At 24.5% G+C, this 14,904-nt stretch carries 12 protein-coding genes; 5 read left to right on the forward strand and 7 right to left on the reverse strand.

The annotated features are described in order from the left end of the window. Nucleotides 1–76 precede the first annotated feature (76 nt). On the forward strand, nucleotides 77–2,017 hold the full coding sequence (gene rnr / locus BGIGA_RS01735) for a ribonuclease R (protein WP_014726655.1): 1,941 nt from the start codon (nucleotides 77–79) through the stop codon (nucleotides 2,015–2,017). A gap of 18 nt (nucleotides 2,018–2,035) precedes the next feature. On the opposite strand, the gene coaD is transcribed toward rnr, so the two are convergent. Beyond that, the gene (gene coaD / locus BGIGA_RS01740; RefSeq protein ID WP_014726656.1) at nucleotides 2,036–2,506 is read right to left on the reverse strand and encodes a pantetheine-phosphate adenylyltransferase; all 471 of its coding nucleotides are present in this window, start codon (nucleotides 2,504–2,506) and stop codon (nucleotides 2,036–2,038) included. Nucleotides 2,507–2,583: 77 nt separating this feature from the next. On the opposite strand from coaD, the gene BGIGA_RS01745 reads away from it, so the two are divergent. The 3 genes from BGIGA_RS01745 to BGIGA_RS01755 are packed head-to-tail and all read left to right on the forward strand — an operon-like array spanning nucleotide 2,584 to nucleotide 6,919. Further along, complete coding sequence (locus BGIGA_RS01745) at nucleotides 2,584–3,624, forward strand: regulatory iron-sulfur-containing complex subunit RicT (protein ID WP_014726657.1); 1,041 nt, start codon at nucleotides 2,584–2,586, stop codon at nucleotides 3,622–3,624. 35 nt (nucleotides 3,625–3,659) lie between these two features. After that, complete coding sequence (locus tag BGIGA_RS01750) at nucleotides 3,660–5,957, forward strand: transglycosylase domain-containing protein (RefSeq protein WP_014726658.1); 2,298 nt, start codon at nucleotides 3,660–3,662, stop codon at nucleotides 5,955–5,957. Then, a complete protein-coding gene (locus BGIGA_RS01755; protein WP_014726659.1) occupies nucleotides 5,954–6,919 on the forward strand; it encodes an NAD(P)-dependent oxidoreductase in 966 nt (321 codons plus the stop codon). Before BGIGA_RS01750 ends, BGIGA_RS01755 begins: the two co-directional genes overlap by 4 nt. Nucleotides 6,920–6,934: 15 nt before the next feature. Here the strand turns inward: BGIGA_RS01755 and BGIGA_RS01760 are convergent, their stop codons facing one another. The 3 genes from BGIGA_RS01760 to BGIGA_RS01770 form a co-directional block, all read right to left on the reverse strand. Beyond that, the gene (locus tag BGIGA_RS01760) at nucleotides 6,935–8,608 is read right to left on the reverse strand and encodes a sulfite reductase flavoprotein subunit alpha (protein WP_014726660.1); all 1,674 of its coding nucleotides are present in this window, start codon (nucleotides 8,606–8,608) and stop codon (nucleotides 6,935–6,937) included. 168 nt (nucleotides 8,609–8,776) lie between these two features. Then, complete coding sequence (gene cysK, locus BGIGA_RS01765; RefSeq protein ID WP_014726661.1) at nucleotides 8,777–9,694, reverse strand: cysteine synthase A; 918 nt, start codon at nucleotides 9,692–9,694, stop codon at nucleotides 8,777–8,779. Between the two features lie 9 nt (nucleotides 9,695–9,703). Beyond that, a complete protein-coding gene (locus BGIGA_RS01770; protein ID WP_014726662.1) occupies nucleotides 9,704–10,528 on the reverse strand; it encodes a serine O-acetyltransferase in 825 nt (274 codons plus the stop codon). Between the two features lie 287 nt (nucleotides 10,529–10,815). Here BGIGA_RS01770 and BGIGA_RS01780 point away from each other — a divergent pair, with 287 nt between their 5' ends. Then, nucleotides 10,816–12,051, forward strand: a complete 1,236-nt coding sequence (locus tag BGIGA_RS01780; RefSeq protein WP_041178347.1) for an NADP-dependent isocitrate dehydrogenase — start codon at nucleotides 10,816–10,818, stop codon at nucleotides 12,049–12,051. A 3-nt stretch (nucleotides 12,052–12,054) separates the two neighbouring features. On the opposite strand, the gene BGIGA_RS01785 is transcribed toward BGIGA_RS01780, so the two are convergent. From BGIGA_RS01785 to BGIGA_RS01795, 3 genes are read right to left on the reverse strand one after another with little or no spacing between them, the layout of a single operon-like run. After that, nucleotides 12,055–13,098 carry an AMP-binding protein gene (locus BGIGA_RS01785; protein ID WP_014726664.1) on the reverse strand — a complete coding sequence of 348 codons (1,044 nt, stop codon included), beginning with the start codon at nucleotides 13,096–13,098 and terminating at the stop codon, nucleotides 12,055–12,057. 12 nt (nucleotides 13,099–13,110) lie between these two features. Next, nucleotides 13,111–14,211: an enolase C-terminal domain-like protein gene (locus tag BGIGA_RS01790; protein WP_014726665.1), complete on the reverse strand. Its 1,101-nt coding sequence runs from the start codon at nucleotides 14,209–14,211 to the stop codon at nucleotides 13,111–13,113. Continuing rightward, nucleotides 14,212–14,901 (reverse strand): metal-dependent hydrolase, encoded by a 690-nt coding sequence (locus BGIGA_RS01795; RefSeq protein ID WP_014726666.1) that lies wholly within the window; start codon nucleotides 14,899–14,901, stop codon nucleotides 14,212–14,214. Nucleotides 14,902–14,904: the final 3 nt, after the last annotated feature.

The raw sequence follows: 14,904 nt of genomic DNA on the forward strand, positions 1-14,904 counted from the left end.
ATATATATAAAATCTTTAGATTATAGATTTTTTAACTATTTAAAAACTAAAATTCTTTATATATATATGTTTTGTCATGAAAAAAGAAAGAAAAATAAAAAAGTATAATAATTTATCCATAGGATGGATTAGGATTACTAACCATGGATATGCATTTGTTCATATAAACGGATTTCAAAAAGATGTTTTTATTCCAAAAAATAAAACTAATCGAGCTTTAGAAGGAGATTTAGTGGAAATTAAATTTTATATGAAAAAAGGAATTAAAATGGAAGGAGAAGTATTAAAGATTATAAAAAGAAAAACCAATAAATTTATTGGAATATTAAAAATTCATAATAACTATGGTATAGTATATAATACTAATATTCATGTAAATATATTAGTTCCAATACAAAAATTGGAAAAATGTCATCACAATGATAAAGTATTAGTTCAAATTGAATCATGGCCTAAAAAATTTAAAAATCCTTTTGGAAAAATAGTAAAAGTATTTGGCTCTTATGGAGAATACAAAACAGAAATTTCTTCTTTATTAGAAGAATATGAAATATCCTATAAATTCTCAAAAAAAATGGAAAATGAAGCCAAAGTTATTTTTTCAAAAAAAGTTATGGATATCAGATTAAGAAGAGATATGCGAAAGGTAAAAACTTTTACTATAGATCCTTTAAATGCAAAAGATTTTGATGATGCTCTTTCCATTAGAAAGTTAAGTTATGATACTTGGGAAATAGGAGTTCATATATCTGACGTATCTCATTATATAAAAGAAGGAAGTTTACTGGATCAAGAAGCATATTCACGTGCTACATCTATTTATTTTGTAGGAGAAGTGATTCCTATGCTTCCTAAAATATTGTCTAATAATCTTTGCTCATTACAACCAAAAAAAGATAAATTAAGTTTTTCTTATATTTTTAATATAAATCGTAAAGGAAAAATATTGAAAAATTGGTTTGGAAAAACCATAATACGATCTGATAGAAAATTTACATATGATGAAGTTCAGTCTATTATAGATAAAAAAAAAGGAGATTATTACGAGGATATTTATACATTATTTTTGTTATCTAAAATATTGATTCAAAATCGATTAAAAAATGGAGCACTTTTTTTAGAAAGGGTAGAAGTAAAATTTCATTTGGATAAAAAAAATAATCCAATATCTTTATACTTAGAAAAAAATAATGATGCGCATCGTTTAATTGAAGAATTTATGTTATTAACAAATCAAAAAATTTCAGAATTTGTTAGTTTAAATTTGGATGGAGGAACTTCCAAAAAACTCTATATTTATAGAATACACGATAAACCCGATTTTCAAAAAATTTTTTTAATAAAAAAAATTATAGAACCTTTAGGTTATTTTTTAGATACAAAAAATTTAAAAACTTCTATTAATCATTTATTAAAACAGATTAAAGGAAAACCTGAACAAAATATGATTGAAAATTTAATTCTTCGTTCAATGAGTAAAGCTAAATATTCCACAAGAAATATAGGACATTATGGATTATCTTTCATTTATTATACACATTTCACTTCTCCTATAAGAAGATATTCAGATATAATTGCTCATCGTTTATTATATTATTATTTAACAAAAGATAAAAACAAAAATGAAGAATATAAACTTAAAACAATAGAATTTTATGAAAAACAATCCCATCATTGTAGTTGTAAAGAACGTTTAGCTATAGATGTAGAAAGAGAGTTTTTAAAATATATGCAAGTTAAATATATAAGACAATTTGTAGGAGAGGAATTTTATGGAATTATTACAGGATTTACTAATTGGAGTGTTTATATTGACTTACTATTGTTTCAAACCGAAGGAATGGTCAGATTAAATGATATTAAAGAAGATTCTTATGTTCTAAATTCGAATGATTATAGTATAATTGGAAAAAAAAAAAGAAAAATTTATCATTTGGGAGATAAAGTAAAAGTAAAACTCATGGATGCTAATATAGAAAAAAATCAAATTATTCTTGATTGGATTGATGACGTATAGATGACGTACAAACGTATTTTATATTCTAACAGTAGAAGGAACAAATATGGTATAATCTCCTCCATTTTTTATTACATCTCTTACGAGATAAGAATTTATATGAGATTTTTCATAAGAAGAAAAAAGATAAACTGTTTCAATAATATCTTTTTTACACAATTCTTGATTCGAAAAAAATATATTTTTTTCAAGCTCAAAATCCAATTGATTTCGAATTCCTCTTAACAAAAATTTAGCTTTTTTTCTGATGCAAAAAGAGAGAGTTAATTCATTAAATGAATCAATTTCTATTTTTTTTGATAAACTTAAAAAAGTTTTTTGTATCCAATTTTTCCTTTTTTCAATAGAAAACATATTTTTTTTTTCAAAATTTTTTCCAATAGCTATAATAATTTTATCAAATAAATTTAAAGCCCTAATAATAATATCATAATGCCCTAAAGTTAGAGGATCAAAAGATCCAGGAAATACTGCTATTTTTTTATTCATTTTTTAGAAATATATTTATATATAAATTTTTTGTTGAAATAAACAAAAAAAGAAACATAATTTTTCTTAGTAAACTTATGAACAAATCATGCTCTGATTGTTTAAATAAATGTGAAAAAAAAGAAAATTTTTTTCAAAAAAAACAATGTAACAAATCTAATGTATTTGATTGGTTGTCCAATATAAAATCTCCCTTTGAATATCAAAAATATGATATTGTGGAAGTCCAATTTAAAAATAAAAGAAAAGAATTTTTTCTTAATAAAGAAAAAATTTTCCTTAATAAAGGAGATACAGTTACTGTAGAAACCAAATCTGGTATAGGGTACGACATAGGCCTCGTTTCTTTAACTGGAGAATTAGTAAAGTTTCAAATAAGAAATTATACAATTAATCCAAATACTTTTAAAAAAATATATAGAAAATCAACATGCAAAGAAATAAATAGTTGGAAGTATTTAAAAAGAAAAGAGTTTACAACTATTTTAAAAGCTAAAAAAATTGCAAAAAATCTGAATCTTTCTATGAAAATTTGTGATATAGAGTATCAAGGAGATGGAAAAAAGGCTATTTTTTATTATACAGCTGAAAATAGAATTGATTTTAGAAAATTAATAAAAGAATTTGCTTTATATTTTCATATACGTATAGAAATGCGTCAAATAGGATATAGACAAGAAGCGGCAAAAATTAGTGGAATTGGTTCTTGTGGTAGAGAACTTTGTTGTTCTACTTGGTTAAAAAATTTTAAAAGTGTAACAACTAATTCAGCAAGATATCAACAACTTTCCATAAATATGGAAAAATTAACTGGACAATGTAGCAAATTAAAATGTTGTCTTAATTATGAATTAGATGCTTATTTAGATACCATAAAAGATTTTCCAGATTTTAACAGAAAAATTCATACAGAAAAGGGAATTGCTCAATGTATGAAAATTGATGTTTTCAAACGAGAAATGTGGTTTTCTTATGTTAAGAATTCCAATATCTGGTTCAGAATAAAAGTAAAAAAGATTAAAGAAATTTTTGAAAAAAATAAAATCGCACCTCCTTTAGAGGAATTATCAACTTCTATTCAAAAAAAAGAATTAATATTTAAAGATTTATCTATATAACTATTTTCATATTTTCACATTATATTATATGATGCATGATTATTAATCATTTTTTTTACGTGTACAAAATTCGTAAACTTATTTTTTATTTTTGGTTTTTATTCCTCATAGGAATAAGTGCTATTTTTATCATTTTTTATGCAGCTTTTAAAGGTTATTTAGGTACTTTACCTAATACAAAGGATATAGAAAATCCTACTATGAAAGTAGGATCAGAAGTATATGATTCCAACGGAATATTATTGGGAAGATTTTTTTCAGAAAATAGAACTTTAGTTAGTTATCAACAACTACCAAAAGATCTTGTAAATGCACTTCTTGCGAAAGAAGATATTCGTTTTAAATATCATTCTGGAATTGATGCTAAATCTTTTCTTAGAGCAATTCTTTCTTTAGGAAAAAAAGGAGGAGGGAGTACAATCTCTCAACAGTTAGCAAAACTTCTTTTTACAGGACCATCTGCAAAAAATAAACTCCATAGAATTCATCAAAAACTTTTGGAATGGGTAATGGCAATTGAATTAGAAAAACGTTATACAAAAGAAGAAATTATAACTATGTATTATAATAAATTTGATTTTTTGTATAACGCAAAAGGAATAGAAACAGCAGCTCATACTTATTTTAATAAAAAGGTTTCTGAACTCAATTTGGGAGAATGTGCAACATTGGTCGGAATGTTAGAAAATCCTTCTTTATATAATCCTAAAAATTATCCTGATAGAGCAAGAAAACAAAGAAATTTAGTTTTATTTCAAATGAAGAAATATAATTTTCTAAATATATATAGATATAAAAAAGAACTGAAAAAACCTCTAAAAATTAATTTCAAAATACAAAAAAAAGATTTTGAGTTACTAACTTATTATGGTGAATTTTTAAAAAAAGAAATTCAGGAAGCTTTAGACGAACATGAAGAAAAAACTGGACAAAAATTTAATCTTTATTCTAGCGGATTAAAAATATATGCATCTATTGATGCTAGAATGCAAGATTATGCAGAAAAATCTGTAAAAAGTCATCTCAGTCAATTACAAATTTTATTTAATCGTTTTCAAAAAAAAAATAGAAATGCTCCATTTTCAAATATTTCTCCAGAAAAAACAAAACGAATTCTCATATCTGCAATGCATAGAACACCCCTTTACCAAGATTTAAGACAAAGAGGATTAACAGAAGAAAAAATTATAAAAGAATTTAAAAAACCACAATTAATAAAATTATTTACTTGGAACGGATCTAAAAAAGTATTTATGTCTCCATGGAATTTTATACGTTATCAAAAAAGTATTATTCAAGCAGGAATGTTATCTATAGAATCTTCTACTGGATTTATTAAAGCATGGGTAGGTGGAATCGATTTCAATTATTTCCAATATGATCATGTAGCACAAACACAACGTCAAGTTGGTTCGATATTTAAACCTATTTTATATGCTGCAGCTATTAATGAATTACATTATAATCCTTGTACGAAAATTTCAAATGAAAAATTTCATTTAGGAAAATGGAAACCTAGAAATTCTAATGGAAAATACGGAGGTTTTCTTACTTTGAAAGATGGATTAGCTTTTTCTGTCAATACAATTTCAGCTCGTTTAATATCACAAATTACTCCAGGTCCAGTAATTAATTTAGCAAAAAAAATGGGAATTGAATCTGTAATTCCTGAACATCCATCTATTGCACTTGGTTCTGCTGATTTAACTTTATATGAAATGACAGGAGCTTTTAATACATTTACTAATTATGGTATTTATATAAAACCTAGTATTTTAGTAAAAATAGAAGATGAAAATGGAAATTTAATTAAAGAGCATGTAGATCTTAGCAGAAGACAAGTTTTTAGTGAAGATGTAGGATATATTATGTTAAAATTAATGCAAGGGGTAGTTAAATATGGAACAGCAAAAAGATTACAATCATACAATCTCATAGGAGAGATAGCCGGAAAAACAGGAACAACTAATGAAAACTCAGATGGATGGTTTATAGGGATGATTCCAAATTTAACTACTGGAGTTTGGGTTGGTTGGGAGGATCGATTTACTCATTTTGATAGTATTAAATTGGGACAAGGAGCAAATATGGCTTTACCTATATGGGCTTATTATATGAAAAATTTGTATAAAGATATTAATTTGATTTATCACGATAAACTATTGTTTCATAAACCTAAAAATTATCAATCTTATTGGGATCATTGCAGCAATGAAATCCATAAAGAAGAAAACGAAATCAACGAAGAAAAAAAAGAAGAAAATTATTCAGAAAAAATTATAGATTTTGATGTAAACTTAAACTCAGAAAGCAGTCAATATTATGATAAATGATAAAAAAAATATTAATATTAGATAAAAATCATTCTTTTATTATATACAAATTAAAAAAAGAAGGATTGATTTGTGATGAAAATTACAATGATTCAACAGATAAAATTGATATATCTGCATATGATGGCATCATTTTAAGAAATAGATTAGAAATAGATAAAAAATTTATTAAAAAAGCTAAAAACTTAAAATTTATTGCTCGTATTGGATCTGGAACAGAAAATATAGATAAAGATTATGCTATAAAAAAAGGAATAACTTTGATTTCTTCTCCAGAAGGAAATAAAGATGCAGTAGCAGAACATGCTACAGGAATGCTTTTGTGTATGATGAATTATATCGTTCGTTCACATCAACAAATTATAAAAGGAAAATGGATCAGAGAGATAAATAGAGGAGTAGAAATTATGGGAAAAACAATAGGTATTATTGGATATGGAAATACAGGAAAAGCTTTTGCAAAAAAACTTTCAGGTTTTGATGCTAAAATATTATGTTATGACATATTACCTAAAGTAGGAGATATTTATGCAAAACAGGTAAACATGAGTACAATTTTTAAAAAATCAGATATAATAAGTTTACACGTTCCCTATACTATAAAAACAAAAGGAATGATTAACTATAATTTCATAAAAAAATTTTGCAAACCTTTTTATTTTATAAACACCTCTCGTGGAAAATGTGTAATAACAAATCATTTAGCCGAAGCATTAAAAAATGGAAAAATATATGGAGCGTGTTTAGATGTATTAGAATATGAGAATCTTTCCTTTAAGAACTTTTTTCATCATCATAAACTTACTAAAAGTTTTCTTTATCTTATTAATTCTGATCAAGTGATATTTACTTCACATATTGCAGGATGGACTAAAGAATCAAAATATAAAATGGATAAAAAAATTGTGGAAAAAATTATTCTTTTAATAAAAAAGTTTAATCAAAAATATCATATTCGTTAAATTGAATTATATCACTCAATATACATCTTTTAAGTATCTCCCTTCTTTTTTCATTTTTTTAATAAAAAGTTTTGAATCGCATTTTCCTACTTTTTCTATAACGTGACAAATCATTTTTTCTACATCTAGACTCATAGGAATTTTATTTCCACAAATATAAACATGAGCTCCATTTTTTATCCAAGAAAAAAATTCAATTCTATTTTCCCATATTTTGTTTTGCACATAAATTTTTTTTTCCTGATCTCTAGAAAAAGAGAAACTCACACGATGAAGAATTCCTTTCATTTTCCAATTTTTAATTTCTTTTTGATATAAAAAATCAGCATAAAAGTGTTGATCTCCAAAAAATAACCAATTCTTACCCGTAGCTTCTGTTGCTTCTCTTTCATACAAAAAAGATCGAAAAGGAGCAATTCCAGTGCCAGGTCCAATAAGAATTATATCTTTATCCAAATTGGGTAATTTGAATGATTGATTTTTATAAATAAAAAAAGACAATTCATCTCCTATTTTTAATTTAGATAAAAAATCAGAACAATGACCATATAAAGTCTCTCCATATAATTGAAAACGATGACGAGATACAGTAATATGAATTTCATTTACATGAGCGGTAGGAGATGAAGAAATAGAATATAGTCTAGGTTTTATAGGGTCCATGATTTTTATCAATTCTTTTAAAGAACATTTATTTTTCATAGGAAATTTGATTAAAAGATCAGTAAGTTTCCATTTCTGATTTAAAGGAATATTTTTTTTTTCTGATAAAAAAGAATATTTTTTCAAAAAATTATCAGATAAATAAAGAATATTTAAATTCTTTTGAAAAAGATCAAAAATTTTGTTTTTTTCTTCATATTTTTCATATTCCTTTTTTCTATTATTTTTGATATATTCTATAATATTATTTACTTCATTATAAGGATTTTCAGGATAAATTCCTATTGAATCTCCAGGTAGATATTTAATTTTATTTTTTTTAACAAAAATTTCAATATGATGAATCTCTTTATTAGATCCTTTTTCTTGATTATTTAAAATTATTTTGTTTAAAATTTTTCCATATATTTTTTTATTTCTATTTTCTGTGTTAATTTCACATTTTTTTTTTTTTATAAAATTTAAAATTTCAGAAAACCATCTTTCTGCTTGGATTTCATAATCAATATCACATTTCTGTAATGGAACAATTCTTATTGCCCCTATATCATATAAACGTTTATCTACATCTTCTCCTGCTTTGCAAAAATAAGTATAAGATCTATCCCCCAACGCTAACACACTATATTTCATATTTTTTAGAAAAATATTTTTATTATGATGAATAAAATTAAAAAAAGATTTTGCAGAAAAAGGAGGCTCCCCTTCTCCATGCGTACTCATGATAATGAAAAAATAATCTTCTTTTTCTAAATCTTTCAAACAATATTGATCTAAACTAATCAATTTTATTTTCAATTTTTCATTCTTGGCTTTTTGGTAAAAATCAAAAGCCAAATTTTTAGCATTTCCTGTTTCCGTACCATAAACTAACGTAATTTTTTCTTCCTCTTTTTTTTGAAATATTTTAGAATCTTTGTTATAAAATAACAATCCATACATATAACCACACATCCATATAATTTCTTCCTTAGAGGACTCTTGTATCAACTTAAAAAATATTTTGTTATTTGACTCAGATAACATTTTTTTTTTTTTATAAAAATACTAAATACTATAACTTTTTTTATTTAATTTTCTTAAATTTTCTTAAAAAATAATGTAAAAATTATATCTTTTTCAATTATACGAGTTATATGTTGTTAATACTCATTAAATAAACGATTTACAAAGACTATTCTACTATTCTTTTGATCATAAAAAAAGATTGTCAACTGACAAATATCTTTCCCCAGTATCATAATTTAAAGTTAATATTATCGATTGTTTTGAAAATTTATATAATTGTTTTTCTATAGCAGATAATGACGCTCCAGTAGATATTCCAACAAGAATTCCTTCTTTTTTTGCAGTTTTTCTAACATAATGAAAAGCTTCTTCTTTAGATACTAAAAAAGATCCATCTAATATTTTTACATTCAAAATAGATGGAATAAAACCTGCGCCTAATCCTTGTAAAGCGTGAGGATTGGGTTCACCGCCTAATATAACTGGAGATTCTATAGGTTCTACAGAAAATATTTTTATATTTGGAAATTTATTTTTTAATACTTCTCCTATTCCAGTAATATGACCTCCAGTTCCTACTCCTGTTATGAAATAATCTATTCCTTTAGGAAAAGCATTAATAATTTCTTTTGCTGTTGTATTTTTATGTATATTCGGATTTGAAACATTATCAAATTGTTTAGGCATCCAAGAATTTGGAATAGTATTAATTAATTCTTCTGCTTTTTTAATAGCTCCTTTCATTCCATTTTCTTTTGGAGTAAGAACAAATTTTGCTCCAAAAATAGAAAATAATTTTCTTCTTTCAAGACTCATTGATTCTGGCATAACTAAAATAAGACGATAACCCTTTACAGAACACACCATAGCTAATCCTATTCCTGTATTACCAGAAGTTGGTTCTATAATAATGTCTCCTTTATGAATAATTTCCTTTTCTTCTGCGTCTTCTATCATAGATAATGCGATTCTATCTTTTATACTTCCTCCAGGGTTATTCCTTTCCAATTTAATCCAAACCTGATGATTAGGGAATAATCTTTTAAGATGTACATGAGGCGTATTTCCGATAGTTTTTAAAATGCTATCAACTTTAACTTTCATTTTTTTTAATTATATCATAAAATTAATGGGATTAGGAAAAGGACTATTATTTCTCATTTTTATTTCGTTTTTCTGATATACTATAGAGAAAGGAGGAACACTTTTGGTAACCCAAACATTACCTCCAAGTACACAATCATGACCTATTACTGTTTCTCCCCCCAAAACAGTGGCACCGGCATAAATAGTTACTCTATCTTCTATTGTAGGATGACGTTTTGTATTCGCTAATTTTTTATCCACATAAATTGCTCCTAAAGTTACACCTTGATATATTTTTACTTTATCTCCTATTTTTGTACTAGAACCTATAACTATTCCTGTTCCATGATCAACAGCAAAAGCTTCTCCTATTCTTGCAGAGGCATGAATATCAACTCCAGTTTTACTGTGTGCATATTCTGTAATTAATCTTGGAATTATTGGAATTTTTTGAATCCATAATTGATGTGCTATCCGATATAATGCAGTAGCAAAAAAACCAGGATAAGAAAGAAAAATTTCTTCGATAACTGTTGCTGCAGGATCCGATTTCAATATTGCATTAGCATCTATTACCAATGTATTATAAATACTAGGAACTTCTCTAAAAAAAATCCGAGTAAAATTCACCGAATCTTTTTCATTCAGATTTAATTCAATAAAAATTTCATATAAAATTCTTTGTAATTTCTCGTAATTTTTTTTAAAAAGAACTGTATCATTCAAAATATTTCGATCTGGAGTAAATAAAGTGTAAAACAATTTTTTCACAAAAAACTCTGATTTTTTCTTATCAGGAAAAACATCTTTTTTTTTATTATTTTCAAATATGGTTGTTAAAAAATCTAACATTTATTTTGATTGTATCAAACAAACACTGTGTGTATAAAAAACGGAAACACTATTTATCCTTTTCATTTTTTGTAAGAATGTAGAATCGGTAGGTTTTTTTGTTTTTTTATTCGGATTTTCATAATTCTTAACAGGTTTATTTATAATTATTTTATAAAAAACCCTCCAAATTATTTTAGGTATATTCATTTCATTCATTCCCTTCCTTCTATTTACCATTACACAAATATATAAGAATTTCTTCTTTTTAAAAAAACATGTTATATTATAACAAACTTTTCAAATTCATGAAAAAAATTAAAGTCAACAATCCTATAGTAGAAATAGATGGGGATGAAATGGCTAGAGTTATATGGAAATATATAAAAAAATATTTTATTCTACCTTATTTAGATATAAATATCATTTACTTCGATTTAGGAATAGAAAATAGAAATATAACGAATGACCAAATTACTATAGACGCCGCTCATGCTATAAAAAAATATAATGTAGGAATTAAATGCGCAACAATTACGCCAGATGAAGATAGAATGAAAGAATTTCATCTAAAGAAAATGTGGAAATCTCCAAATGGAACTATTAGAAATATAATCAACGGAACTGTTTTTAGAGAACCTATTATCGTAAAAAATATTCCTCGTTCGATTAAAAATTGGAAAAATCCCATATGTATAGCTAGACATGGTTATGGAGATCAATATCAAGCTACAGATTTTTTCATTAAAAAAAAAGGAAAATTATATATTTCTTTTGTTCCAGATGACGAAAAAAATAAACCAATAAAATTTGAAATTCATCATTTTATGGGACCAGGAGTCGCTATGGGAATGTATAATACTGATCAATCTATATATGGATTTGCTCGTTCTTGTTTTAACTATTCTGTATATAAAAAATGGCCTCTTTTTTTATCTACTAAAAATACTATATTGAAAGCATATGATGGAAGATTTAAAAATATATTTCAAGAAATATATAATAATGAATTCAAATCAAAATTTGAAAATTTACAGATTACTTATGAACATCGTTTGATTGATGATATGCTGGCAAAAGCAATTAAATTAAATGGAAAATTTATATGGGCTTGTAAAAATTATGATGGAGATCTGTTATCAGATTGTATAGCTCAAGGATTTGGTTCATTAGGAATGATGACTTCTATTTTGCTTACTACAGATGGAAAAACTTTAGAATCTGAAGCAGCTCACGGCACTATAACAAGGCATTATAGATTACATCAAAATGGAAAAGAAACATCTACCAATCCTATTGCTTCTATTTTTTCTTGGACTCGTGGTCTTAAACATCGCGCTGTTTTAGATAAAAATAAAGATCTAAAATTATTTTCGGAAAAAATGGAAAAAACATGTATAGACTTTATTGAATCCGGAAAAATGACTAAAGATTTATTTCAATTGTCTTATAAAAATAAAAAAACATGTAATTATTTAAATACCAATATTTTTCTTGAAAAATTAAGAATTCTTTTTGATAAAAAAATGAATCAAAGTATATAAATATTATGTTTTTATCTTTATCAGTTTTTTCATAATTTCTTTTCTTCTGAATTTATCCAATAAATTTTCCGTAAAATGAGAAATAAAAAAAATATTTTTTGGTTTATAAAATTTTTTTTTACCATTAAAAATATTATCTGGAATATCTAATGAAAAAGGATTTCCTTCAATAATCAATATTATTTTCTCTCCTAAAATTTTATCTGGGATTGAGGATATAAAAAATCGTTTATCACAAGGAATAAAGGAACTAATTTCTCTTTCTATTAACTCAGGAATAATTTTAATTCCTCCACTGTTAATAATATTATCATATCTACCGATCCAAGTAAATGTATTTTCAGATATCATATGAACAACATCATTTGTTTGCACAAATGAATTCATACTGCATGAAGAAAAAATACCTAAACAATTTCTATTATCAACACTCAAAGATACATCTTGAAATGATTTATAAAAAGTAGATTTATTTGATCCATTAATCTTTTTTATGGCTATATGACCTGAAGTTTCTGTCATTCCATAAGTGGAATAACAAATGGTTGAAATATTTTGCAATTTTTCTTCTAAAATATTTGATATTGAATATCCTCCTATTAAAACAATTTTAATATTTTTTAAGTATTTTAAACTAAAATAAACTTGCATGGGAACCATTGATGTAATGTCAAAATGTTCCTTAATGTTTTTTAAAGGATTAGATGATGGAGGAACACAATATATCTTCCACTTAAAAATAATAGCACGTACTAAAAACATTTTAGCAGCTATAAAATCTGGAGATAAACATAATAATCCTCTAATTTCTTTTTTTTTCAGTTTTAAAAATTCTACAGTTTTTATAGCTCTTTCATACATATGTTCTTTACGTAAAGAAATGACTTTAGAAACTCCTGTTGTTCCAGAAGTTAAAGACAATATAGGTTTGTTTTCATACCAATTTTTTAAAAATGAAAAAATAGCTTTTTTCCAATCTTTATTTTGTTCTTTGAAATCTTGATCTTTTAAAAAATTAGTTTTTTTAGAAGAAAAATCTATCCACATTTTTATTAATTATTAATTTAATAATGTTTCTATTCTCCATTTCGTAAATGGATTAAACCAAATAAAACCCTTTTTAATTTCTAAAGAGGAAATCCAATTGTTTATGTATAAAATTCCAGTATTTAATCCATGTGCATTAAAAAAATTTTTATGACTATATTTATTTTGCATCATAAAAGTCCACTGAGCTATCGCATTAATTCCGATATTACTTTCTAAAGAAGAACTAATGTACCATTTTATTTTTCTTTTTTCAGCTTCTAATATCCATTCTTCAGATCCATAAAATCCATTATTTATACTAGGTTTCAATACTATATATTGGGGTGAAATTATATCCAATAATCTTTTTTTTTTTTTTAATATATTTACATTTTCTAGTTCTTCGTCTAATGCTATAGGCAATTTTGATTTTTCACATATTTCTGACATATATTTCCAATTTCCAGGTAATATAGGTTGTTCTATAAAATCAATTATATCCAAATCATAAAATTTATTTAAATAATATAAAGCCATTTGAATATTTTCAAAGCAACCATTTGCATCTACACGTATTTTTATTGATGGATATATTTTTTTTATTTTATTTAAAACAATAAATTGATTCTCAATTAATTCTTTATTAATTTTCATTTTTATAAATGAAAAACCTTTCATAATTTGATTTTCTATTTCTTTTATTGCATATTTTGTCTTATTAAAAGAATTTAACCACATTAAATTATTTGTAGGAATTCCTTCGTTTCCATGAGTAAATTCAGAATGATATAAGATAGGAAATTCATTTTTCAAACTTAAAAATGCTTGCTCTAACCCAAATAAGATAGATGAATATGAGATATATTTATAATAATAATATATTTCTGTTTTTTTTAAAAAAATAATTTTCTTGTAAATATTTTCCAATTCTATCTCAAATTTTTTTAGGTTTTTTAAAGCATATTTATCCAATATTGGATTACATTCTCCTATTCCTATTTTATTATTTTTTATTAATATAATGAACCAGATAACATTTTTTTGAAATGTTCTATTAGAATTAAATATTTTTTTTCTAAAGAAAAATGTTCGTTTTTTCAAAAAACAATTAATCTCTTTATACTTGTTCATTTATTTAACATATATAGTTTTTTCCTTTTCCAATAAAATTAATTCTTTTCCTTTTTCAAAAAATCTTTTTTTTGCTTGTTTCTTATTAATTCGAATATCTTCAAAAGTATCATAATGAACTCCTAATATTTTTTCAGATTTCAAAAGATCTGAAGCAAGAATAGCTTCTTCTATGTCCATAGTATATCTTCCTCCTATTGGTAAAATAGAAAGTTTTAATTTTCCAAAATAAGGAATAAGGCTCATTTCATACATTACAGATGTATCTCCTGATATATATAAATTTCCTTCATCTGTATGTAGAAGAAATCCTCCTGGATTTCCTCCATAAGTTCCATCATTAAAAACACTAGAATGAGTTGCCCAAATATATTTTAATTTTCCAAAAGGAAAAGATATAAAAGAACCATAATTCATTCCATATGTTTTTATTCCTTTTTTTCCAAAATAATTAGATATTTCATAATTAGAAATAACTAAAACATTATCAAATTTACGTGAAAATAATTCCACATCACATACATGATCATAATGCGCATGAGTTAATAAAATATAATCTATATTTTGAAATTTTTTCAAAAAATTAGTATTTCTAAAAACAGGATTTTCAGAAAAAAAAGGATCAATTAATAAATATTTATCATGTATTTTTAACATACATGTACTATGAGCAAAAAAAGTAACTTTCATAAT

The sequence above is a fragment of the Blattabacterium sp. (Blaberus giganteus) genome, assembly GCF_000262715.1.
Taxonomy (GTDB): domain Bacteria; phylum Bacteroidota; class Bacteroidia; order Flavobacteriales; family Blattabacteriaceae; genus Blattabacterium.

What these genes read in the sequence shown, in the direction of transcription:
- BGIGA_RS01755 (WP_014726659.1), top strand. Translation starts at nt 5,954, where the DNA reads ATGATAAAAAAAATATTAATATTAGATAAAAATCATTCTTTTATTATA.
- cysK (WP_014726661.1), bottom strand. Translation starts at nt 9,694, where the DNA reads ATGAAAGTTAAAGTTGATAGCATTTTAAAAACTATCGGAAATACGCCT.
- BGIGA_RS01750 (WP_014726658.1), top strand. Translation starts at nt 3,660, where the DNA reads ATGATTATTAATCATTTTTTTTACGTGTACAAAATTCGTAAACTTATT.
- coaD (WP_014726656.1), bottom strand. Translation starts at nt 2,506, where the DNA reads ATGAATAAAAAAATAGCAGTATTTCCTGGATCTTTTGATCCTCTAACT.
- BGIGA_RS01780 (WP_041178347.1), top strand. Translation starts at nt 10,816, where the DNA reads ATGAAAAAAATTAAAGTCAACAATCCTATAGTAGAAATAGATGGGGAT.
- BGIGA_RS01760 (WP_014726660.1), bottom strand. Translation starts at nt 8,608, where the DNA reads ATGTTATCTGAGTCAAATAACAAAATATTTTTTAAGTTGATACAAGAG.
- rnr (WP_014726655.1), top strand. Translation starts at nt 77, where the DNA reads ATGAAAAAAGAAAGAAAAATAAAAAAGTATAATAATTTATCCATAGGA.
- BGIGA_RS01790 (WP_014726665.1), bottom strand. Translation starts at nt 14,211, where the DNA reads ATGAACAAGTATAAAGAGATTAATTGTTTTTTGAAAAAACGAACATTT.
- BGIGA_RS01785 (WP_014726664.1), bottom strand. Translation starts at nt 13,098, where the DNA reads ATGTGGATAGATTTTTCTTCTAAAAAAACTAATTTTTTAAAAGATCAA.
- BGIGA_RS01745 (WP_014726657.1), top strand. Translation starts at nt 2,584, where the DNA reads ATGAACAAATCATGCTCTGATTGTTTAAATAAATGTGAAAAAAAAGAA.
- BGIGA_RS01795 (WP_014726666.1), bottom strand. Translation starts at nt 14,901, where the DNA reads ATGAAAGTTACTTTTTTTGCTCATAGTACATGTATGTTAAAAATACAT.
- BGIGA_RS01770 (WP_014726662.1), bottom strand. Translation starts at nt 10,528, where the DNA reads ATGTTAGATTTTTTAACAACCATATTTGAAAATAATAAAAAAAAAGAT.